Annotated in this window: 20 protein-coding genes and 1 pseudogene; 17 read left to right on the top strand and 4 right to left on the bottom strand. The window is 66.7% G+C overall.

The features are described 5' to 3' along the window. Nucleotides 1–15: 15 nt before the first annotated feature. The 4 genes from aat to ASG20_RS19370 form a co-directional block, all read right to left on the bottom strand. Nucleotides 16–762, bottom strand: a complete 747-nt coding sequence (gene aat / locus ASG20_RS09285) for a leucyl/phenylalanyl-tRNA--protein transferase (protein ID WP_056051351.1) — start codon at nt 760–762, stop codon at nt 16–18. Next, nucleotides 759–1,469, bottom strand: a complete 711-nt coding sequence (locus tag ASG20_RS09280) for a ParA family protein (RefSeq protein ID WP_056051349.1) — start codon at nt 1,467–1,469, stop codon at nt 759–761. The genes aat and ASG20_RS09280 overlap by 4 nt, the downstream gene beginning before the upstream one ends. Before the next feature lie 124 nt (nt 1,470–1,593). Further along, the gene (locus tag ASG20_RS09275; protein WP_056051347.1) at nt 1,594–1,977 is read right to left on the bottom strand and encodes a hypothetical protein; all 384 of its coding nucleotides are present in this window, start codon (nt 1,975–1,977) and stop codon (nt 1,594–1,596) included. Between the two features lie 138 nt (nt 1,978–2,115). Further along, complete coding sequence (locus ASG20_RS19370; protein WP_156364198.1) at nt 2,116–2,268, bottom strand: hypothetical protein; 153 nt, start codon at nt 2,266–2,268, stop codon at nt 2,116–2,118. 190 nt (nt 2,269–2,458) lie between these two features. On the opposite strand from ASG20_RS19370, the gene ASG20_RS09270 reads away from it, so the two are divergent. The 17 genes and pseudogenes from ASG20_RS09270 (at nt 2,459) to ftsA (ending at nt 21,367) form a co-directional block, all read left to right on the top strand. Beyond that, complete coding sequence (locus ASG20_RS09270; RefSeq protein ID WP_056052922.1) at nt 2,459–3,427, top strand: cysteine synthase A; 969 nt, start codon at nt 2,459–2,461, stop codon at nt 3,425–3,427. A gap of 58 nt (nt 3,428–3,485) precedes the next feature. Continuing rightward, nucleotides 3,486–3,755 (top strand): hypothetical protein, encoded by a 270-nt coding sequence (locus ASG20_RS09265; protein WP_056051346.1) that lies wholly within the window; start codon nt 3,486–3,488, stop codon nt 3,753–3,755. A gap of 355 nt (nt 3,756–4,110) precedes the next feature. Further along, nucleotides 4,111–4,635 carry a division/cell wall cluster transcriptional repressor MraZ gene (locus ASG20_RS09260; RefSeq protein WP_231420261.1) on the top strand — a complete coding sequence of 175 codons (525 nt, stop codon included), beginning with the start codon at nt 4,111–4,113 and terminating at the stop codon, nt 4,633–4,635. Continuing rightward, entirely contained in the window at nt 4,632–5,582 is a 951-nt protein-coding gene (rsmH, locus tag ASG20_RS09255) for a 16S rRNA (cytosine(1402)-N(4))-methyltransferase RsmH (RefSeq protein ID WP_056051344.1), read from the top strand. Before ASG20_RS09260 ends, rsmH begins: the two co-directional genes overlap by 4 nt. Beyond that, nucleotides 5,579–6,268, top strand: a complete 690-nt coding sequence (locus ASG20_RS09250; RefSeq protein WP_056051342.1) for a hypothetical protein — start codon at nt 5,579–5,581, stop codon at nt 6,266–6,268. The genes rsmH and ASG20_RS09250 overlap by 4 nt, the downstream gene beginning before the upstream one ends. Continuing rightward, nucleotides 6,265–7,983, top strand: a complete 1,719-nt coding sequence (locus tag ASG20_RS09245; RefSeq protein ID WP_056051339.1) for a peptidoglycan D,D-transpeptidase FtsI family protein — start codon at nt 6,265–6,267, stop codon at nt 7,981–7,983. The genes ASG20_RS09250 and ASG20_RS09245 overlap by 4 nt, the downstream gene beginning before the upstream one ends. A gap of 10 nt (nt 7,984–7,993) precedes the next feature. After that, a complete protein-coding gene (locus ASG20_RS09240) occupies nt 7,994–9,409 on the top strand; it encodes a UDP-N-acetylmuramoyl-L-alanyl-D-glutamate--2,6-diaminopimelate ligase (protein WP_056051337.1) in 1,416 nt (471 codons plus the stop codon). 127 nt (nt 9,410–9,536) lie between these two features. Further along, nucleotides 9,537–10,928 carry a UDP-N-acetylmuramoyl-tripeptide--D-alanyl-D-alanine ligase gene (locus ASG20_RS09235; RefSeq protein WP_056051334.1) on the top strand — a complete coding sequence of 464 codons (1,392 nt, stop codon included), beginning with the start codon at nt 9,537–9,539 and terminating at the stop codon, nt 10,926–10,928. Further along, on the top strand, nt 10,929–11,999 hold the full coding sequence (gene mraY / locus ASG20_RS09230) for a phospho-N-acetylmuramoyl-pentapeptide-transferase (protein ID WP_056051331.1): 1,071 nt from the start codon (nt 10,929–10,931) through the stop codon (nt 11,997–11,999). It abuts the gene before it with no gap. Further along, nucleotides 11,996–13,296: pseudogene (murD, locus tag ASG20_RS09225) on the top strand (UDP-N-acetylmuramoyl-L-alanine--D-glutamate ligase). Before mraY ends, murD begins: the two are co-directional and overlap by 4 nt. Nucleotides 13,297–13,361: 65 nt before the next feature. Further along, nucleotides 13,362–14,543: an FtsW/RodA/SpoVE family cell cycle protein gene (locus ASG20_RS09220; protein ID WP_060526809.1), complete on the top strand. Its 1,182-nt coding sequence runs from the start codon at nt 13,362–13,364 to the stop codon at nt 14,541–14,543. After that, entirely contained in the window at nt 14,540–15,682 is a 1,143-nt protein-coding gene (gene murG / locus ASG20_RS09215) for an undecaprenyldiphospho-muramoylpentapeptide beta-N-acetylglucosaminyltransferase (RefSeq protein ID WP_056051329.1), read from the top strand. Before ASG20_RS09220 ends, murG begins: the two co-directional genes overlap by 4 nt. Continuing rightward, nucleotides 15,679–17,097 (top strand): UDP-N-acetylmuramate--L-alanine ligase, encoded by a 1,419-nt coding sequence (murC, locus tag ASG20_RS09210; protein ID WP_056051327.1) that lies wholly within the window; start codon nt 15,679–15,681, stop codon nt 17,095–17,097. The genes murG and murC overlap by 4 nt, the downstream gene beginning before the upstream one ends. A 50-nt stretch (nt 17,098–17,147) precedes the next feature. Continuing rightward, a complete protein-coding gene (gene murB, locus ASG20_RS09205) occupies nt 17,148–18,209 on the top strand; it encodes a UDP-N-acetylmuramate dehydrogenase (RefSeq protein ID WP_082470941.1) in 1,062 nt (353 codons plus the stop codon). Beyond that, on the top strand, nt 18,206–19,144 hold the full coding sequence (locus ASG20_RS09200; protein WP_056051325.1) for a D-alanine--D-alanine ligase: 939 nt from the start codon (nt 18,206–18,208) through the stop codon (nt 19,142–19,144). The genes murB and ASG20_RS09200 overlap by 4 nt, the downstream gene beginning before the upstream one ends. Further along, nucleotides 19,141–20,103: a cell division protein FtsQ/DivIB gene (locus tag ASG20_RS09195; protein ID WP_056051324.1), complete on the top strand. Its 963-nt coding sequence runs from the start codon at nt 19,141–19,143 to the stop codon at nt 20,101–20,103. Before ASG20_RS09200 ends, ASG20_RS09195 begins: the two co-directional genes overlap by 4 nt. A gap of 1 nt (nt 20,104) precedes the next feature. Then, a complete protein-coding gene (gene ftsA / locus ASG20_RS09190; RefSeq protein WP_056051322.1) occupies nt 20,105–21,367 on the top strand; it encodes a cell division protein FtsA in 1,263 nt (420 codons plus the stop codon). The last annotated feature ends 2 nt before the right edge of the window (nt 21,368–21,369 follow it).

The following is a 21,369-nucleotide window of genomic DNA, read 5'->3' as shown; positions in this document are numbered from 1 at the left end:
GGTGCAGAACCCGGTCTACGACGTCTGGACCAAGAGTTGCGCGATGACGTTCCCCGCGACCGGGCCCGATACCGCGTCCGATGCGGAGGCCTTGCCCGCCAAGCGATCGAGCGCGCGAAAGTCGCCGGCCGACGCCACGCCCGCAGCCGCCGATGCGCCGAGCGCGCCGTCGAGCGACGCGGCCAGCAACGCGACATAATCCGCGCGATCGACTTCGACCGCGCCAAGCGAGGCGAGGTGCGAGGTCTGGAACTGACAGTCGAGCAGCGTGAACCCACCGACGCGTAGCCTCGCGACCAGATGCGCGAGCGCGACCTTCGACGCGTCGGTCGCGCGGCTGACCATGCTCTCGCCGAAGAACGCACGGCCGAGCGCGAGTCCATAGAGCCCCCCGACCAATTTGCCGCCGTCCCAGCATTCGACCGAATGTGCAAAGCCCATCGCGTGCAGCGTCGTAAAGACGCGTTCGATACTCGCGTTGATCCAGGTCTCGGGCCGGCCAGCGACGCTTTCGGCGCAGAGTCGCAGAATAGGCTCGAAAGCGGTATCGACTGTGACCTGGAACCGGTCGGCAACGATCGTCTTGCGCAACGACCGCGAGAGCCGGAACGAATCGAGCGGCAGCACGGCGCGGCGGCGCGGCTCGACCCAGTAGACGCTGGCGGCATCGCGGCTGTCGGCCATCGGAAAAACGCCGACCGAGTAGGCGCCGAGGACGAGCTGCGGGTCGAGTCCATTTTTCGGATCGAGACCCTCGCTCATGCGGCCAGCCGTTGTTCGATCCGCCGCCACAGATCAGCGAACGCGCGCGCCGCCGACGACTTTGGCAAGAAGACGCCGACCGGTGCTCGCCGCGATGCCATCGCCTCGATCCCGCTTGCCATCGGGATCACCGGCCAGTCGGGATGCATGGCCAGCGCCTCGGCATGGAGCGCGCGGCGCTTGTCGACCATGACATGGACCGGCAGCAGCGGCGTCCGGCCGCCGAGATGCGCGACGACGGCATCATAGGCACGAGTCGACAGCGGCGAGGGGATGACCGGGATGACGATCAGGTCGGCGGCGCGCATGACCTGATCCGCGGTCTCGGTCAGGCCGGGCGGGCAGTCGAGGACAACGCGGTCGTACCCGGCGAGGTCGGACACCAGTTTGGCGAGGCGCTTCTTCTTGTCGAGTTCGTGGAACAACTGGTCGAGCCCGCGGAGCGATGCATCGGCGGCGATCAGGTCGAGCTGCGGATATGCGGTCGGCCGTGCCTGCTTGGCGACTGCGATATCCTTCGAGAACATCGCCTGCGCCTGGTCGACCTTGCCCGGCCCCCCGAGCACCCAGGTCGCCGCGGCCTGCGGGTCGAGATCCCAAAGCAGCGTACGTCTTGCCGACAGCGCGGCGGCGCACCAGGCGAGGTTCACGGCGAGCGTCGTCTTACCGACGCCGCCCTTCAGGCTGTATATCGCTAGTGTTGCCATGGATCATACGGTGCCGGGCCGGCGGCGTCCGGGCAAGGGTGCACGACACAAAGAAAAACGGCCGGCGGAAAGACCGCCAGCCGTTTCTGAAACCGTTCACGCCAAAATATTGGCCGATCGAGCCTTATGCGTGGCAGATCTGCGCCGACTTGCCCGGACGAGTCAGCGTGACGCTGTCCTCGTTGCCGGTCATCGACCAGCCGCCCTCGGCGGTCTTCGGCGAACCGGCGACGTCCGACTTCAGCGTGGTTGGCGTGCCGTCCTGCTTGGTGCGGACCACGGCCTGCTTGTCGCCCTGGAAGAACGTCACGTACAACAGGCTGTTGTCCTTGCAACGCAACGTCTTTTCTGACTTGATCGCGGGCGGCAGTTCGACCGGCGCGGCGTTCGCAAGCGTGTTCGCCATCGGATCGGGATTGGTGTCGACCACCTCTGGCGAGGCTGGCTTGGAGTTGCAGGCAGCCAGCACGAGCAGCGCGGCAACGGCGGTGATGGGGATGATCTTCATAGCGGACCTCGCTTCGCGCATGCAGCATAGGGCGTCAAGGTTTAAGCGCTACCATCGCATCCCCGGACGACGAACAGGTCAGCCTTGCTGACGGGCTGATCAAGGCGCGCGGCATGTCGAGCGCGCGTCGGACGGGGGTCAGGGCTTCTGCATGCCGCGCAATGCGGTGAGACGCGTTTCAATGACGTCGATCGGTGTCGCGATGTGCGCGGCGACCAGCGTGTCGCCGACAGCGAGCATGATCCGCGTTGCTTCCTCCAGCAACGACAGCGCATGTTCGTAGTTTTTCATCACCGATAGCCCTTTTCCTGGCCGCGACTTGGACAGGTGGCGAGGCTAACATGGATCAATCCACCCTGGAAGCACGTTATGGGTTTGCGCGAGAGGCGTTCGGCACGACCTGTCGGCTTGGCGTATCGTGTTTAGCACGCAAAACTTTCGATGGGTTGCCCGCGGCGGATGGCAGCGCCATTTGTCGGCGATGCACACGACATCTGATACGCTCGCCCTGATCGGCAACACACCGCTCGTTCGACTGAAAGGGCCGAGCGACGCAACGGGCTGCGATATCTTCGGAAAGTGCGAATTCGCCAACCCCGGCGCGTCGGTCAAGGATCGCGCGGCGCTGTTCATCGTCGAGGATGCGGAGGAGCGGGGTCTGCTCCAGCCCGGCGGCACGATCGTCGAGGGGACCGCGGGCAACACCGGTATCGGTCTCGCGCTGGTCGCCAACGCCAAGGGCTACAAGACGATCATCGTCATGCCCGAGACGCAGAGCCGCGAGAAGATGGACACGCTCAGGGCTCTGGGCGCCGAACTGGTGCTGGTGCCTGCGGCGGCGTTCTCGTCGCCGTGCCATTTCGTCCATACCTCGCGCCGGATCGCCGACGAGACGCCGGGCGCGATCTGGGCGAACCAGTTCGACAATATCGCCAACCGTCGCGCCCACATCGTCGGCACCGCCGAGGAAATCTGGGCGCAGATGGAGGGCCGGGTCGATGGCTTCACTTGCGCGGCCGGTACCGGCGGGACGATCGCCGGCGTCGGGCTGGGGCTGAAGGCCAAGGACGAGGCGGTCTGCATCGCACTTAGCGACCCGCACGGCGCCGCGCTCTACAACTATTATGCGCACGGCGAACTGAAGTCCGAGGGATCGTCGGTCGCCGAGGGGATCGGGCAGGGGCGAATCACCGCCAACCTCGAAGGCGCGCCGATCGACACCCAGTTCCGGATCTCGGACCAGGAGGGGTATGCCTGGGTTCGCCGGCTGCTCGACGACGAAGGACTCTGCCTCGGCTTGTCGTCGGGTATCAACGTCGCGGGAGCGGTCGCGCTGGCGCGGCATCTGGGTCCGGGAAAGCGCATCGCGACGATTCTGTGCGATACCGGATTCCGATATCTGTCGACGCTGTACGATCCCGAATGGCGCGCAGCCAAGGGCCTGACTTGAGCCGCCCTGCGTCGAGAATCGACAGCGGGACGATGGTCGGGTATCGGAACGCGACAAGATGAAGTCACCCAACGATCCCTATCAGCGCATGCAGCGCATCAAGGTCGGCCTGATCGGCCTTGCGGCTGTGGTGCTTTTGATCGGGCTTGCCAGCGCGATCATCGGCTCTGCAAGCCGCGAGCGGCCGGTCGCGGCGGTAGGGGCCGCCCAGCCGGACGTGGTGGCCAACATGGGCGTGACGAACAGTGGGGACGCCGCGGATCCCACCGAACCCCTGGCCGAAATGGGCGTAGCTCCCAGTGCAAATGGTCAATCCGCGACTCGCTGAGGCTGATTGCTGCCCTTGATTGCACATCGATGATTGCACATCGCCGGACACGATCCATGGCGCGTTGAACATTCGCGCGTGCCCATCGAGGCTGCCCGTTCGAACCGCCGATTGTGCCTGATCCCCGGAATTCCCCAGCCGAACGTCCCTAACGGCGCGTTAATCCGCGGTGTGGGGTGCAATTTTCCCCGCTTTGGTCGACGAAACCTGTCATGGATTCCGTCCAATCCCCAAAAATCCCGTTGCGTCCCCAGTCCGCTATGGTAGATGGAGATTAATACAGGGGCATGTTTCACCGTCGGCGATTGCTGCGGTCGAGGCGCGACGAGGGTCGCGGCTCGGGACGGTGAATCATGTGCGCCATTCGAAGGGTTTTGGCGTGTCGGTGCGTGGTCGCTATCAAGGAGACGGTATCGGCCTTGTCGACGACAAGGGCCGGGTAGCCATCCCCTCGGCGCTCCGCACCACGCTCTCGGCAAATGCGCCCAAGGCGAACGGCAAGGACGGCGGGACCATCATCATCGGCGCGCATCAGAAGAATCGCTGCCTGGTCGCGTATGATCCCGGTTACGTCGACATCCTCGCCGAGCGCCTCGATCGCCGCGAATCCGAGAACACGTCCGAGAACGGCGAATACGACTACAATATCAAGCGCGCCGCCGCGTCCGGCGAAGCGGTGCCGTTCGACGGCTCCGGTCGCTTCATCATGCCCGCGTTCCCGCGCTTCTATGCGGGCATCAAGGGCCATGCGTTCTTCTACGGCGTGCTCGACTACATCGAGATCTGGGACCCCGCGACGCTGATCGCCACCGACGGCATGCCCCCCGTCGTCAAGGAGATGGCGCGCTTCTACATGGCCGAGAAGGGGGTGCAGCTGTGAGTTCCCCCGACGCTCCGCACATCCCCGTTTTGCTCGACGAAGTCCTCGCTGCGCTTTCCCCCGAGCCCGGCGAGACGATGGTCGACGGCACGTTCGGCGCGGGCGGCTACACGCTGGCGTTGCTCAAGTCGGGCGCGCGGATCGTCGCGTTCGATCGTGATCCAGACGCGATCGCCAATGGTCGCGCGATGGAAGAGGCCGAAGAAGGCCTGACCCTGATCGCCGCGGACTTCTCGGCGATGGCGTCCGAACTCGAATCGCGCGGCCTTGCCCCGGTGGACGGCGTGACGCTCGATATCGGCGTGTCGTCGATGCAGCTCGACCAGGCCGAGCGCGGCTTCTCGTTCCAGTCGGACGGCCCGCTCGACATGCGGATGGCGCAGGCCGGCATGTCGGCGGCGGACTTCGTCAACGAGGCGGACGAGAACGAGATCGCCGACGTGCTGTATCAGTACGGCGACGAGCCCAAGTCGCGTCGCGTGGCCCGCGCGATCGTCGCGGCGCGCCCGCTGACGCGGACCGGCGAGCTGGCGCACATCGTCCGCCGCGCGCTCGGCTACAAGGCGCACGACAAGAAGGATCCCGCGACCCGCGCGTTCCAGGCGATCCGGATCCACGTGAACCGCGAGTTGGGCGAACTGGCCGACGGGCTGCTGGCGGCCGAACGCGTGCTGAAGCCCGGCGGTCGGCTCGCGATCGTGACGTTCCACAGCCTCGAGGACCGGATGGTGAAGCGCTTCCTGCGCACGCGGTCTGGGGGCTCTCCTTCAGGTTCGCGTCATCTTCCGCAGGTGAAAGCCGTTGCAGAACCTAGTTTTTCTCATGTCGGCCGCGGTGTTCGCGCCGGCGAGGCTGAGATCGCACGCAACCCGCGGGCGCGCTCGGCGACATTACGGACGGCGCGGCGGACCTCCGCGCAACCCTGGACGGAAGAGGTGACGACATGACGGCGGCGTATCGGATGAAGGGTGTGGGCTGGTTCGGGGGCTGCGTGGCCGTCGTGCTCGGTTTCTACCTCGTGTCGCTGCAGGTCGCCGCCGAGCGCAAGAAGCTGGAGGCGGTCAATGGTCAGATCCGCTCGGCGCAGCGCGACATCCGTGCGCTGGAAACCGAGTTCGATACGCGGGGCAATCTGGCGCAGCTCGAGCGCTGGAACGGCGATACGCTGGCACTGTCGGCACCGACGGCGGGCCAGTTCGTCGTGAGCGAGGCCGCGCTCGCGGCGCTCGACGTCAACAGCCTGCGCGCGGACGGGGTCCAGACCGCCGCGCTGCTCGTGCCGTCGGGGGCGGGGTCCGTCGTCTCCACGTCGGCCGTGCCGGTCACCGCTGCTCCTGCCGTGGTGAAGCTTGCTCCGGTGCAGATGGCGCAGGTCAGCGCACCGCGCGCGATGAACGTCGCGATCCAGGCAGCGTCCAAGACGGCGCTCCAGCCGGTCGTGATCCGCGCTTCGGTTTCGACGCCGCGCTCCGCGGAGGCCGCGCTTGTCAGCGCCGCTAAGACCGAACGCCTCGCAGCAGTCTCGAAAGTCCGCCCGCAGGCGGTCGCGATGCTCGACCGGAAGCTGCTGTCCGACACGACGCTGGGTGACATCATGAGCGGCGCCCGCTCCGAGAGCCGTAAGCGGCGGTGACCGCCTTGGTCGCCCGGCCCGTCTCGCAGCAACGTAGCGCCAACCAGCGTCATGCACTGGTGGCGACGGCGCACACGCGCCTGATGATGCTGATGTTCCTGTTCGGAGCAGCGGTGCTGGTGGTGGTCGGTCGGCTCGGAATGCTGGCGGTGCAGGCGTCGCTCGCCGATCCGCAGGCGCGCTCGGCGGCGATCGCGGCACGCGGCGATATCGTCGATCGTAACGGCGCGCCGCTCGCGCGGACGATCGATGCGTGGACGATCGCGGTGCACCCGAAGAAGCTGATCGGCGACCCGACCGAGATCGCCAGCAAGCTTGCCGCGCTGATGCCCGAGGCGGGCGACCAGGCGCATTATTATGCGCTGCTGACGTCGGACAAGAGCTTCATCTATCTCCAGCGGCGCGCGTCGCCGGCGCTGGTCGAGCAGGTCAATGCGATCGGCGAGCCGGCGATCGTGTTCGACCGCGATACGCAGCGGCTGTACCCGCAATCGACGATGGCGGCGCATGCGCTCGGCTTCCTGTCGACCGCGGGCCACGGCATGAGCGGGATGGAGCGCGTGCTCGACGAGCGGCTGACCAATCCCGCGCTCAACGGTACGCCGGTCGCACTGTCGCTCGACAACCGCGTCCAGGCGGCGATGGAGAGCGAACTCGGTCGCGCGATGACGACGTTTTCGGCCCGCGGGGCTGGCGGCATCGTCCTCGATGTGGCGACCGGCGAGGTGATCGCGATGGTCTCGTTGCCGACCTTCAACCCCAACCGCGTCGGCATGTCGGGTAGCGAACAGCTTCGCAACATCACGACTCAGAGCGTGTTCGAGCTTGGCTCCACGTTCAAGCCGATCACGATGGCGACCGCGATGGACACGGGTGTCGTCACATCGTTTGCGCGGCGCTTCGATGCGACGCATCCGTTGCAGGTCGGGCGCTTCACGATCCATGACGAGCGCGGCGATCCGAAGCGCTGGCTCAACATGGCCGAGACGCTAATCTATTCGTCCAACATCGCCACCGCACGTGTGGCCGACGAGGTCGGGCCCGCGAAGATGCAGGCGATGTTCAAGAAACTTGGCTTCGATACCAAGCCCGATATCGAACTGCGCGAAAAGGGCCGTCCGTTGTGGCCGAAATACTGGGCGCGGACGACGACGATGACCACTGCCTATGGCCACGGCATCGCGGTGACTCCGCTGCATCTGGCGAGCGCCTATGCCGCGTTGGTCAATGGCGGGATCTGGCGGCCGGCGACGTTGCTCAAGGTCGCGCCGGGTCATGCGGTTGCCGGTCGTCGTGTTATCAGCGAGCAGACGAGCGCGCGGATGCGGCAGATGCTGCGGCTGATCGTGCAGCGCGGTACGGGTCGCAAGGGCGATGCACCGGGCTACCGCGTCGGTGGCAAGACCGGGACGGCCGAGGCCGCTGTGTCGGGCGGGTATGATCATTCGCGCAACGTGGCGACGTTTGCCGCGGCATTCCCGATGGATGCGCCGCGCTATGTCGTGCTGGCGATGCTCGACTCGCCGCTCGGGACGAAGGAAACCGCCGGGTGGAAGACGGCGGCGTGGAACACCGCGCCGGTGGTCGGCCGCACGATCTCGCGCGTCGGTGCGATCCTGGGCGTGGTGCCCGACGCGCACCGCGACATCGACGTGTCTGACATCCTGCCGACTTTGTGGCAGGACCCGTCGCGTACACAGCCGACCGGGCAATGAGGACTATTGCATGAAACTCGCAGCGCTGACCGACGGGACGGAAGAGGCGCAGGTGACGGGGTTCGCGATCGATCACCGCAAGGTCGCGCCGGGCACGGTGTTCGGCGCGTTCGAAGGCGCGCGCGTGAATGGTGAGGACTTTATCGAGGACGCGATCCGCTCGGGTGCGATCGCGGTGGTCGCGCGGCCTGGGCTGACGGTCGAGGGCGCGACGTACATCGCCGACGACAACCCCCGCGAGCGGTTCGCGCAACTGGCGGCGAAGTTTTTCGCGCCGTTTCCCGAGACGTCGGTGGCGATCACGGGGACCAACGGGAAGACGTCGTGCGTCGAGATGACCCGGCAGCTGTGGCGGATGGCGGGGTTTCATGCGGCGTCGATCGGTACGCTCGGGGTTACGACGGCCGACGAGCGGGTGACGACCGGGCTGACCACGCCGGATGTGGTGACGTTCCTGTCGAACGTGGCTGGGCTTGCGCGTGAAGGCGTGACGCATCTGGCGTTCGAGGCTTCCAGTCACGGGCTGACGCAGTATCGGACCGAGGGTCTGAAGGTGGCTGCGGCGGCGTTCACCAACCTCAGTCGCGACCATCTCGACTATCATGGCGACATGGCGGCGTATTTCACGGCCAAGATCCGGCTGTTTTCTGAGGTGTTGTCGACCGACGGCGCCGCGGTTGTCTGGGCGGATGATCCGCAGTCGGCGCGGGTGATCGATCTGGCGCGCGAGCGCGGCAATCGCTTGGTGACGGTCGGCACGCAGGGTGAGACGCTGCGGCTGGTGGGGCGCGATCCGACGTTGCTCGGGCAGGGGTTGACGATCGAGGCCGACGGCCAGACGTACAAGGTCACCTTGCCGCTGATTGGTGCCTACCAGGCGGCGAATGCGCTGGTATCGGCTGGGCTGGTGATCGCGACCGGGGGCGATGTGGCCGCGACGATCGCCAATCTCGCGCGCCTGCAACCGGTACGCGGGCGGCTCGAACGCGCGGTTATCGCGAAGTCGGGTGCACCGGTGTACGTTGATTATGCGCATACGCCCGATGCTCTCGAAGCAGCAATCGCTGCGCTCAAGCCACATGCTGGCGGCAAGCTGATCGTCGTGTTCGGCGCTGGCGGCGACCGCGACACGGGCAAGCGCGAGACGATGGGGCAGGTCGCGGTACAGCATGCTGACCGTGTGATCGTGACGGACGACAACCCGCGGACCGAGGACGCTCGCGCGATCCGTTGCGACGTCCTGAAGGGCGCGCGGGGGGCTGAGGAAATCGGCGACCGGCGCGCGGCGATCGGCGCGGCGGTGCGCGAGGCTGGGCCCGAGGATATCGTGCTGATCGCGGGCAAGGGGCATGAGCAGGGGCAGATCGTCGGGGACATGGTCCTGCCGTTCGACGACGTGAGCGTCGCGCGGGAGTGCGCGGCGTGAGGGCGGCGACATCATCATTCCCCTCCCGCCTGCGGGAGGGGCTAGGGGAGGGCGCGACGTACGTACTGGCGTCCGGTCTGTTTGGTCAGCCCCTCCCCCGACCCCTCCCGCAGGCGGGAGGGGAGCAGTGAGTCTGTGGACTTCAGCTGAGATCGCAGCCGCTACCGGTGGTGTGGCGTCTGGTGACTTCGCCGTCACTGGCGTTGCGTTCGACTCGCGCGAAGTTGGGCCCGGCGACCTCTTTATTGCGATGAAGGGCGAGGCCAGCGACGGGCACCTCTTCCTTGACCAGGCCTTCGCACAGGGCGCGGCGGGGGCGATCGTGTCCGAGGCTTGCAACCATCCGCACGTCCTTGTTGCAGATAGCTTCGCCGCATTGAACGAACTTGGCCGCGCCAGCCGCGCGCGCTCGTCCGCCAAGATCATCGGTGTCACCGGGTCGGTTGGGAAGACCAGCGCGAAGGAAGCGCTGTTCGCCTGCCTCGACCGCGCTGCCCCCGGCGACGTGCACCGCTCGGTCAAGAGCTACAACAATCACACCGGCGTCCCGCTCAGCCTCGCCCGGATGCCGCGCGCCGCGAAGTTCGGCGTGTTCGAGATGGGGATGAACCACGCCGGTGAGCTTGCCGAGCTGACCCAGCTCGTCCGCCCGCACATCGCGATGATCACCGCGATCGCGCCTGCGCATACCGCGTTCTTTCCCGACGAGAGCGCGATCGCCGATGCCAAGGGGGAGATCTTTGCCGGGCTCGAACCGGACGGGACGGCGATCGTCCCCTCCGACAGCCCGCACCGCGATCGCCTGCTCGGCCATGCCGCGCCGCACGCCGATCATATCGTTACGTTCGGCAGTGAAAAGAGCGCTGACGTTCGCGCGATCGAGGCGATGCGGCTGCCGACCGGCGGGACGTTCGTCACCGCGCGGATGGGGCAGGGGGCCGAGCACGAGCTGAGCTTCACGATCGCGCAGCCCGGCGCGCACTGGGTGTCCAATGCGCTCGGCGTGCTGGCCTGCGTGCAGGCGGCCGGCAGTGATCTTGGACTCGCCGGCCTCGCGCTGGCCGAACTCGGCGGATTGCAAGGTCGCGGCGCGCGGTCGCTGGTGACCGTCGGCGAAGGCCAGGCGCTGGTGATCGACGAGAGCTACAACGCCAACCCTGCATCGATGCGCGCGACGTTAAGCGTCCTCAGCCACGAGCCGGGCCGCCACATCGCGGTACTCGGCGAAATGCGCGAGCTGGGCGAGGGCTCCGACGACTATCACGCCGGCCTCGCCGAGCCCATTCTCGCCGCGCGCGTCGAAATGGCGCTGCTCGTCGGTGAAGCGATGGCGCCGTTAGCGCAGGTGCTTGAGGGACAGATCGAAACCGTCCATGTGGGCGACGCTGCGGCCGCGCTCGCGTCGTTACGGACGATCCTGGCGCCCGGCGATGTCGTGCTCGTCAAGGGATCGAACGGGGTGGGGCTCGCTCGCGTCGTGGCGGGTCTCCAGACTGGCCTCAAAGGCGGGATTAACTGAATGTTGTACTGGCTCGCCGAGCATCTGGGGTTTCCCGGCCTGCTGAACCTCATCCGTTACCAGACGGTGCGGACCGGTGGCGCGGTCGCGACCGCGCTGATCATCGGCCTGATCATCGGGCCGAAGTTCATCGGCTGGTTGCGCGTGCGGCAGGGCAAGGGCCAGCCGATCCGCGCCGACGGCCCGCAGTCGCATCTGTCGAAGCGTGGCACGCCGACGATGGGCGGGCTGATGATCTTGACCTCGATGTGCCTCGCCATCTTCCTGTGGATGGACCTGAGCAATCCGTACGTCTGGGCGTGCCTGTTCGTGACGCTCGGCTTCGGGACGATCGGGTTCCTCGACGACTATGACAAGGTGCGCAAGGCGAGCACGGCGGGGATCAGCGGGCGCACGCGACTGCTTCTCGAGTTCATCATCGCCGGCGTCGCCGCGACGATTATCATGTCGCAGAACGGGCCGCATCTGTATCTGCCGTTCACGTCGCGCATGTACCTCGATCTCGGCTGGTTCTTCCCGGTGTTCGCAGCGTTCACGATCGTGTCGTTCGGCAATGCGGTGAACCTCACCGATGGGCTCGACGGGCTGGCGACGATGCCGGTGATCATCGCCAGCGTCGCGTTCATGGTGATCGTGTACCTGGTCGGGAACGTGAAGTTCGCGGACTATCTCGGCATTCCGCATGTCCCTCGCGCAGGTGAACTGGCGATATTCTGCGGGGCTATCGTTGGGGCAGGGCTCGCGTTCCTGTGGTTCAATGCGCCGCCGGCCGCGGTGTTCATGGGCGATACCGGTTCGCTGGCTCTGGGCGGTGCGCTGGGGACGATCGCGGTCGTCGCGCACCATGAGATCGTGCTGGGGATCATCGGCGGCCTGTTCGTGATCGAGGCGCTCTCGGTGATCATCCAGGTGTTCTTCTACAAGCGCACCGGCAAGCGCGTGTTCCGGATGGCGCCGATCCACCATCATTTCGAACAACTCGGCTGGGCCGAGGCGACCGTCGTGATCCGCTTCTGGATTATCGCGCTGGTGCTGGCACTGGTCGGTCTGTCGACGTTGAAGTTGCGGTGATTGTTGCGCAGGCCTGGCGCGGGAAACGCTATGCGGTGCTGGGGCTGGCGCGGTCTGGGGCTGCGACTGTGCGGGCGTTGGTGGCTGGTGAGGCGAGCGTTGTCGCGTGGGATTCCGACGAGGCGAAGCGTGCCGTCTTTGCTCCCTCTCCCCKSMGGGGAGAGGGCTTTTAGAAGTCGCTCCGTTGGATGATCTCTCGGGCTTTGACGCTCTGGTCGTATCGCCGGGGGTGCCGTTGAACACGCATCCGCTTGCCGCGGCCGCGCGCGCGGCGGGCGTCTCCGTCATCGGCGACATCGAACTCTTCGCGCAGGCCCGAGAGGACCTCCCGCCGCACAAGGTCGTCGGCATCACCGGCACCAACGGCAAGTCGACCACCACTGCGCTCGTCCACCACATTCTCCGAACCGCCGGCATCCCCACGCTGATGGGCGGCAATATCGGCCTGCCGATCCTCGAGCAGGAAGCGCTCCCCGAGGGCGGCGTCTATGTACTCGAACTGTCGAGCTACCAGATCGACCTGACGCAGACGCTCGATTGCGACGTCGCGGTGTTGCTCAACATCACGCCGGATCATCTCGACCGCTATGATGGCTTCGAAGGCTATGCGGCATCCAAGGCGCGGCTGTTCGCGATGCAGTCGGCCGAGCATGACGCGGTCATCGGCATCGGCGATGCGTCGTCCGCCGAGATCGCGCGCGGGCTGTCGGCGAAGGGCGAGCACCTCACCAAGATCGCCCCGGGCGTGTGCATGGATCAGCGCGATTGGCCGACGCTCCAGGGCCCGCACAACGCCCAGAACGCACTCGCCGCGATCGCCGTGGTCAAGGCGCTGGGCGTGAGCGAAGTCGATATCGACCGCGGACTCACGAGTTTCACGGGCCTGCCGCACCGGATGGAGCAGATCGCCGCGTATGGCGGCGTTGCCTATGTCGACGACAGCAAGGCGACCAATCCCGAAAGCACTGCGCCGGCTTTGGCCGCGTTCGACAGGGTCCACTGGATCGTCGGCGGCCGCGCGAAGGGCGACGACCTCGACGCCTGCAAGCCCGCCTTCGGCCACGTCGTCCACGCCTACACGATCGGCGAGGCTGGCCCGAAATTCGCCGAGATTTTGAAAGATTCCATGCCCGTCGAGAACGTCGGCACGCTCGACGCCGCCGTCCGGACTGCCGCCGCAAACGCCAAGCCGGGCGACACTGTTTTGTTATCCCCAGCCTGTGCTAGCTTCGACCAGTTTCGCGATTACGAAGCACGCGGGGCCGCGTTCCGCGCTGCGGTGGAGTCGCTGGCATGACCGATATGCGCGCTGGGACCATGGATATGGGTGTGTCCGGACAGAAGAACGGGATCGTCGCGAAGATGAAGCGGCGCGGCGGGCGGGGCGATCAGTCGCCGCTCGGCACGTGGTTCTGGGATATCGACCGGATGCTGTTGCTGCTGACGCTGTTCCTGATTGCGATCGGGCTGATTGCGGTCGCGGCGGCGTCGCCGGCAAGCGCGGTCCGTTATTCGGGCGAGCACCACAAGATCGCGCCGCTCTACTATTTCTGGCGGCAGTTGATGTGGGTCGGCGTGTCGCTCCCCGTACTGTTCGGCGTGTCGATGATGCCCGTGTCGATGGCGCGGCGGATGGCGATCGGCGGGTGCGCGCTGTTCGTGCTGATGCTGATGGTGACGCCGTTCATCGGGGTCGAGGCGAACGGCGCGCGACGCTGGCTCGGCGTCGGCTTTGCGCAGTTCCAACCGTCGGAGTTCCTGAAGCCGCTGTTCATCGTCACGGTCGCGTGGCTGTTGTCGCTGCGCGCGAAGGATGCCGAGCTGCCGACCGTGCTGATCACCGGCGCGATGACCGCGGGCGTCGCGGTGCTGCTGATGCTGCAACCCGATTTCGGCCAGACGATCATCTTCTGCTCGGTGTGGATGGCGCTGCTGATGATCGCGGGGACGCCGGCCAAGGTGATGCTCGGCCTCGTCGCGATGGCGCCGGCGGGGCTCATTGCCGCCTATGTCTTCTACGGCGTGGCGCGGTCGCGGATCGATGCGTTCCTGTTTCCCGGTGTCGAGGGCGAGGGCGCGGGCGACCATTTCCAGACGAATGCGGCGCATAATACGCTGACCGCGGGCGGCTGGACCGGAACAGGCCCCGGCGCTGGTGCGGCGAAATTCGGGCTGCCCGAGGCGCATACCGACTATATCTTCTCGGTGATCGGCGAGGAATTCGGGCTGATCGCGTGTTCGGTAATTGCGGTGATCTTCCTTGCGATCGTCGTGCGGGTGTTCGTCAAGCTGCTGGATGAGCAGGACGAATTCAAGCTCCTCGCCTCCGCCGGGTTGGCGACACAGTTCGGTGCGCAGGCGCTGGTCAGCATGGCGGTGAACACCGGCCTCGCACCGTCGAAGGGTATGACGCTGCCGTTCATCAGCTATGGCGGGTCGTCGATGATCGCGTTGTCGGTCGGCATGGGGTTGCTGCTGGCGTTTACCCGGCGCAATCCGTTTCTCACGCGGAGCCCCTATGTCGTCCGCTGGAGTGGTGAATGAGTAAGCATTACGTCCTCGCAGCCGGCGGTACCGGGGGACACATGGTCCCGGCAGCGGCGCTCGCCGCCGAACTGACCAAGCGTGGCCACCGTGTCGCGCTGGTCAGCGATGCGCGCGGCGTGCGCTTTCCGGGGCTGTTCCAGGACATCCAGACGCATGTACTGCCGGCTGGACGCTTTACCGGCGGGCCGCTCGGCTGGGCTCGGGCCACGCGCGAGATGTGGCGCGGGCGAGCGATGGCGCGCGAACTATACCGGACCTTCAAGCCGGCGGCCGTGATCGGCTTCGGCGGCTATCCTGCGCTGCCGGCGTTGCTGGCGGCGTTCGCGGATAAGATCCCGACCGCGGTGCACGAGCAGAACGCGGTGCTGGGGCGCGTGAACCGCTTCGTCGCGGGGCGCGTGGACGCGATCGCGACCTCGTCCGAGCCGACCGAGCGCCTCGCGCCGAAGCTGCTGGGCAAGGCGCATCTGGTCGGCAACCCGGTGCGCGAGGCGGTGCTGGCGCTGCGCTCGCGGCCGTATCCGCTGTTGGAGGAAGACGGCATCTTCCGTGTGCTTGTGACCGGGGGGAGCCAGGGGGCGAGCATATTGTCGCAGGTCGTGCCCGACGGTCTGGCGATGCTGCCGGTGACCTTCCGGCGGCGGTTGCAGGTGACTCATCAGGCACGGATCGAGGATATCGATGCGGTGCGCGCCAAGTACGCCGAGCATCATATTCCGGCCGAGCTGGCGACGTATCTGCCCGATATGCCCGAGCAGCTGGCGTGGGCGCATCTGGTGATCGCACGCGCGGGCGCTTCGACGATTTCGGAACTGACGGCGGCGGGTCGGCCGGCGATCCTGGTGCCGCTGCCGGGTGCTACCGACGACCATCAGACCGTGAACGCGCGCGAGATCACGCGGGCGGGCGGCGCGCGGACGATCGCGCAGGGAGACTTTACCGCAGTGGAACTGGCCAAGCAGATGCAGAAACTCGGGCTCGATCCGGCGGCGTTGCAGAATGCGGCGGGGCGTGCGCGCAGTTGCGGGCGGCCGAATGCGGCGAGCGATCTGGCCGATCTGGTCGAGAGCCTGGATGCACCGTTGTCGCGGATTCCGGTCGCTGCGCCCTCCACGCCCAAGGCGCAGTTCGCATGAAGGGCGTCGCAACGGATATCGGCACGATCCACTTCGTCGGGATCGGCGGGATTGGCATGTCGGGCATCGCCGAGGTGATGAAGAACCTCGGCTACCGCGTGCAGGGCTCCGACGTGGCCGAGGGCTATGTGGTGCAGGGGTTGCGCGACAAGGGCATTCCGGTGGCGATCGGCCATGCCGCGTCGAACATCGGCGACGCCGCGGTGGTGGTCGTGTCGACCGCGATCGTGCGCTCGAACCCTGAGGTCGAGGCGGCGCTGAATGCACGTGTCCCGGTCGTGCGGCGCGCGGAAATGCTCGCCGAACTGATGCGGTTGAAGTCGACCGTCGCGGTGGCTGGCACGCACGGGAAGACGACGACGACCTCGATGGTAGCCGCGCTGCTCGATGCGGGCGGGGTCGATCCGACGGTCATCAACGGTGGGATCATCAACTCTTACGGTTCGAATGCGCGGCTGGGCGCGAGCGACTGGATGGTGGTGGAAGCGGACGAGAGCGACGGCAGCTTCCTGCGGCTCGACGGCACGATCGCGGTCGTCACCAACATCGATCCCGAGCATCTCGACCATTACGGCTCGTTCGACGCAGTGAAGGATGCGTTCGTCGAGTTCGTCGAGAATGTGCCGTTCTATGGCGCGGCGTTGCTGTGTCTCGATCATCCGGAGGTGCAGGGGATCCTGCCGCGGGTGCGCGATCGTCGGGTCGTGACGTACGGTTTCTCGGCGCAGGCTGACGTGCGCGGGGTGGAGGTTACGCCGATCCCGGGCGGCAACCGGTTCGATTGCGTGGTGCGTGAGCGCGATGGCGCGACGCGGACGATTTCGGGGATCGAGATGCCGATGCCGGGGCGGCACAATGTGCAGAACGCGCTGGCGGCGATCGGCGTGGCGCTGGAACTGGGAATTGCGGATGCGACGATCCAGCAGGGGTTTGCCAAGTTCGGCGGCGTGAAACGGCGCTTCACCAAGGTCGGTGAAGTGGCTGGGGTCACGATAATCGACGACTACGGCCATCACCCGGTCGAGATCCGGGCCGTGCTGGCGGCGGCTCGCGAGGGCGTGAAGGGTCGCGTGATCGCGGTCGTGCAACCGCATCGCTATTCGCGGCTTGGCAATCTGATGGAGGATTTCCAGACGGCGTTCAACGATGCGGATCGGGTGTTGGTGACGCCGGTCTATGCGGCGGGCGAGGCGCCGGTCGAGGGCGTCGATGCGGCGGCTTTGGTCGAGGGGTTGAAGCGGCGCGGGCACCGGTTCGCGGGTGTGGTCGCGGATGCGGATGCGCTCGCGGTGGAGTTGGCGGCTACGATCGAGGCGGATGACATGGTCGTTTGTCTCGGCGCTGGTGACATTACCAAGTGGGCGGCTGGCCTCGCAGATGCGATCGCGGCCGAGCGCGCGAAGGTGATGGCGTGAGTGGCGCGTCGCAAATCCTCCCCGGCACGGGGAGGGGGACCATGCAGGGCATGGTGGAGGGGGGCGTCCACGAGCGTAACGCTTCTGGCCGAGCCCCCTCCACCGCCTTTGGCGGTCCCCCTCCCCGTGCCGGGGAGGAGCTGCGTGGTACTCTAACGGCTAATGGCAGTCTGGCGGACTTCATCTGGTTTCGTACAGGTGGCCCGGCGGAGTGGCTGGTGCGGCCTGCGGATGTCGAGGATTTGGCGGAGTTGCTAAAGACCCTCGACCCTTCGACTTCAGTGCTACCGGTCGGCGTAGGCTCGAACCTGATTGTACGCGATGGCGGCGTACCGGGGGTCGTGGTGCGGCTTCCCAAGGCTATGGCGAAGGTTTCGGTGCAAGACGGTCGCGTTCGTGCGGGTGCGGGGGCGATGGGGATTACCGTTGCCAGTGCCGCGCGGGATGCTGGGATTGCCGGGCTTGAGTTTCTGCGTGGGATACCGGGTACTGTCGGCGGTGCAGTTCGGATGAACGCGGGGGCTTATGGACGGGATGTCAGCGACATTCTGGTCGAGGCTACCGTCGTCACGCGCGACGGTTCGGTCGAAGTCTGGTCCGCCGAGAAACTCGGGTTCACCTATCGCCATTCCGACCTGCCCGCTGGCGCGGTGGTGGTCGAGGCTCTGTTTTCCGGCACGCCCGGCGAGCCAGCCGTGATCGGTGCGGAGATGGACCGGATTGCGGCCGAGCGCGAGGCTTCGCAGCCTTTGCGGTCGCGCACCGGCGGGTCGACGTTCAAGAATCCCGAGGGGCACAAGGCTTGGGCGTTGATCGACGCGGCCGGGTGTCGGGGGCTGACTCGCGGCGATGCGCAGGTCAGTGAGAAGCATTGTAATTTCCTGCTGAACCTCGGGTCCGCGTCGAGCGCGGAGATCGAGGCGCTGGGTGAAGAGGTACGTGATAGAGTGAAGGCGCATTCGGGGGTGACGTTGGAATGGGAAATCCAGCGGGTCGGCATCGCTGCTCCCTCTCCCCTGCGGGGAGAGGGTCGGGGTGAGGGGCTGCCAAACAGTGCAGCGCCCGGAACTGCCCCTTACCCAACCCTCTCCCCGGAGGGGAGAGGGCTATGACATCGCCTCTTCACATCGCGGTGCTCATGGGCGGCTGGTCGGCGGAGCGTGAGGTTTCGCTGATGTCGGGTAATGGCTGTGCCGATGCGCTTGAGTCGCTCGGGCACCGGGTTACGCGGATCGATATGGGGCGGGATGTTGCTGCCAAGCTGGCCGAGGCTCAGCCCGACCTCGTGTTCAATGCGCTGCATGGGACGCCTGGCGAGGACGGTTCGGTGCAGGGGCTGCTCGACCTGATGGGCCTCCGCTACACCCATTCGGGTCTCGCCACGTCGGTGATCGCGATCGACAAGGTGCTGACCAAGCTGCTGCTCGTCCCCGCGGGCGTGCCGATGCCAGGTGGGCGGATCGTCAAGTCCGCGGACCTGTTCGAGAGCGATCCGATGGCGCGGCCCTATGTGCTGAAGCCGGTCAACGAGGGTTCCTCGGTCGGCGTGGCGATCGTCACGGACAGCGGCAATTACGGAAATCCGATCGCGCGCGATAGCGTCGGGCCGTGGGGCGAGTTCGAGGAATTGCTCGCCGAGCCCTATATCCGTGGGCGCGAGCTGACGACTGCGGTGCTCGGCGGCAAGGCGCTCGGCGTTACCGAGTTGAAGCCCAAGAGCGGCTGGTATGATTACGACGCGAAATACACCGATGGGATGACGGTCCACGTCTGCCCGGCGGAGATTCCCGACGAGATCACCGACGCCTGCAAGAGCCTCGCGCTCGAAGCGCACCGGTTGCTCGGCTGCAAGGGCGCGTCGCGGTCGGACTTCCGTTGGGATGACGAGCGCGGCGTCGACGGACTGTTCCTGCTCGAGGTGAATACGCAGCCGGGGATGACGCCGCTGAGCCTCGTTCCCGAGCAGGCACGGCATATCGGCATGAGCTATGCCGAGCTGGTGCAGGCGATCGTCGACGAGGCGATCGCGGATCACCCCTCTCCATGAGCCGCACGATCAAGCGCGGTCCGCCGCCCAAGCGGCCCGCCCCGCGCCGGAAGGTCGCGGTCAAGAAGGTGTCGGTCATGGACCGGCTGGTCGGGATGCTCCCGGTCAGCGAGGACACGCTGCGGAAAATCGCGACGTGGTCGATCCTCGGCGCGGGCGGTGCGGTGGCGATCGCGGCGGCGACGTGGGTCGGCATTCCTGGCATGATCGGCGCGGCGGTGGCAGAAGGTGCCGGGCGCGCGGGCTTCAAGGTCGAGCAGATCGAGGTGACGGGCCTCAAGCGGATGGACCGGATGTCGGTCTATGCGGTCGCGCTGGAGGACAAGCAGAACCAGACGTCGATGCTGTCGGTCGATCTTGAGGCGGTGCGGCAGAAGCTGCTGCGCTATGGCTGGATCGCGGACGCGCACGTCTCGCGGCGGCTGCCGAACACGATGCTGGTCGATATCGTCGAGCGGACCCCCGCGGCGGTGTGGCAGGACAATGGCCAGCTCACGCTGATCGATTCGTCAGGGGTGCTCCTGGAGCCGGTTCAGCCCGATGCGATCCCGAATCTGCCGCTGGTGATCGGGCCGGGCGCGGATCGGCAGGAGGCGTCGTACCAGACACTGCTCGCCGCCGCGCCTGCGCTCAAGCCGCGCGTGAAGGCGGCGACTTGGGTCGGCAATCGGCGCTGGGACCTGACGTTCGAGAGCGGCGAGACTTTGGCGCTGCCCGAAGACGGTGCGCCGCGTGCGCTGGTAAAGTTCGCCGAACTTGACGGGGCAAGGCCGCTGCTGGGGCGCGGCTGGATCCGGTTCGACATGCGCGATCCGACCAAGCTGGTCGCGCGCAAACCGGGCGCGAGCCTGGCGCACAGCGTCGACGTGCCGGCACCTGCCAGCGCGCCAGCAACGGGCGAAACTACGAATACTCCGTCGCAAACGGCGGGCGCGAACGTAACGGGCGGGGAGGGATGACATGGCGAAGGTGGCACCGGAAGGGCTGATCACGGCGCTCGATATCGGGTCGTCGAAGGTATCGGCGATGATCGCGCAAAAGGGAGACGGCGGCGAGCTGATCGTGCTCGGCACCGGCCAGCGCGAGAGCCGCGGCGTCAAGCGCGGCTATATCGCCGACATGGCGACGACCGAGGCGGCCGTGCGCGAGGCGGTCGAGCAGGCCGAGCGGATCGCCGGCATCAACATCGAGAACGTCTGGGTCGGGTTCTCGGCCGGCGGGCTCGTGTCCGACGTCGCCGAGGTCGAGTTCGAACTGGGCGGCCACCGCGTCGAGCAGCAGGATATCGATGCTTTGCTCGCTGCCGGACGCAACTCGATCGATCCGCAGGGCCGCATGGTGCTGCACGCGCAGCCAGCGCTCTATACGCTCGACGGGCTGACGGGGGTGAAGACGCCGCTCGGTCTGCATGCGGACCGGCTCGGGGTGCACATCCATGTCGTCGCGGCGGACGGTTCGCCGGTGCGCAACCTCGATCTCTGCGTGCGATCGGCGCATCTCGAAGTGAAGTCGATCATCGCCTCGCCGGTCGCGACGGGCTTGGCCTGCCTCAGCGACGAGGAGCGCGAGCTTGGCGTCGCGCTCGTCGAGATGGGGGCGGGGATCACCAACGTGTCGCTGTTCGCCGGCGGCATGCTGGTCGGGCTGACCTCGATCCCGATCGGTGCGCAGGACATTACAGACGACATCGCCAGCGCGTTCGGGACGCGGCGGCAGAATGCCGAGCGGATGAAGTGCTTCCACGGCTCGGCCAATGCGAGCCCTCGCGATAATCACGACATGATCCCGGTCATGCCGATCTCCGCGGAGGACGGCGCGGGCGAGGGCGCTCAGATCACCAAGGCGCAGCTGATCGGGGTGATCCGCCAGCGGCTCGAGCATCAGATGGGCGAGGTGCGTAACGCGCTCACCAAGCTGAAGTTCGAGGGGCCGGTCGGGCGTCAGGTCGTGCTGACCGGCGGTGGTGCCGAACTGAAGGGCATCGCCGACTATGCGCAACAGGCGCTCGGGCGGTCGGTGCGGATCGGTCGACCGCGTGGTCTGACCGCGCTGCCGGAAGCGCATGGCGGACCGGCGTTCGCGACGCTAGCGGGGTTGGCCTTCTACGCGGCGACCAACCCGATCGACCTTCGCGGGCTCGCGCCGCAGCGGACGACGGTGCATCGGCCAAAGGGTATGGGCATGATGCGCAAGTTGATTCAGGCGGCACGCGCGAATTATTAAGA

It is taken from the genome of Sphingomonas sp. Leaf198 (genome assembly GCF_001424005.1).
Lineage (GTDB): Bacteria > Pseudomonadota > Alphaproteobacteria > Sphingomonadales > Sphingomonadaceae > Sphingomonas.
This window is presented reverse-complemented; position numbering and strand designations above follow the sequence as displayed.

Excerpts from the sequence above, each read along its gene's own strand:
- aat (WP_056051351.1), bottom strand. The coding sequence starts at position 762 with ATGAGCGAGGGTCTCGATCCGAAAAATGGACTCGACCCGCAGCTCGTC.
- ASG20_RS09280 (WP_056051349.1), bottom strand. The coding sequence starts at position 1,469 with ATGGCAACACTAGCGATATACAGCCTGAAGGGCGGCGTCGGTAAGACG.
- ASG20_RS09275 (WP_056051347.1), bottom strand. The coding sequence starts at position 1,977 with ATGAAGATCATCCCCATCACCGCCGTTGCCGCGCTGCTCGTGCTGGCT.
- ASG20_RS19370 (WP_156364198.1), bottom strand. The coding sequence starts at position 2,268 with ATGAAAAACTACGAACATGCGCTGTCGTTGCTGGAGGAAGCAACGCGG.
- ASG20_RS09270 (WP_056052922.1), top strand. The coding sequence starts at position 2,459 with ATGCACACGACATCTGATACGCTCGCCCTGATCGGCAACACACCGCTC.
- ASG20_RS09265 (WP_056051346.1), top strand. The coding sequence starts at position 3,486 with ATGAAGTCACCCAACGATCCCTATCAGCGCATGCAGCGCATCAAGGTC.
- ASG20_RS09250 (WP_056051342.1), top strand. The coding sequence starts at position 5,579 with ATGACGGCGGCGTATCGGATGAAGGGTGTGGGCTGGTTCGGGGGCTGC.
- ASG20_RS09240 (WP_056051337.1), top strand. The coding sequence starts at position 7,994 with ATGAAACTCGCAGCGCTGACCGACGGGACGGAAGAGGCGCAGGTGACG.
- mraY (WP_056051331.1), top strand. The coding sequence starts at position 10,929 with ATGTTGTACTGGCTCGCCGAGCATCTGGGGTTTCCCGGCCTGCTGAAC.
- ASG20_RS09220 (WP_060526809.1), top strand. The coding sequence starts at position 13,362 with ATGAAGCGGCGCGGCGGGCGGGGCGATCAGTCGCCGCTCGGCACGTGG.
- murG (WP_056051329.1), top strand. The coding sequence starts at position 14,540 with ATGAGTAAGCATTACGTCCTCGCAGCCGGCGGTACCGGGGGACACATG.
- murC (WP_056051327.1), top strand. The coding sequence starts at position 15,679 with ATGAAGGGCGTCGCAACGGATATCGGCACGATCCACTTCGTCGGGATC.
- murB (WP_082470941.1), top strand. The coding sequence starts at position 17,148 with ATGGTGGAGGGGGGCGTCCACGAGCGTAACGCTTCTGGCCGAGCCCCC.
- ASG20_RS09200 (WP_056051325.1), top strand. The coding sequence starts at position 18,206 with ATGACATCGCCTCTTCACATCGCGGTGCTCATGGGCGGCTGGTCGGCG.
- ASG20_RS09195 (WP_056051324.1), top strand. The coding sequence starts at position 19,141 with ATGAGCCGCACGATCAAGCGCGGTCCGCCGCCCAAGCGGCCCGCCCCG.
- ftsA (WP_056051322.1), top strand. The coding sequence starts at position 20,105 with ATGGCGAAGGTGGCACCGGAAGGGCTGATCACGGCGCTCGATATCGGG.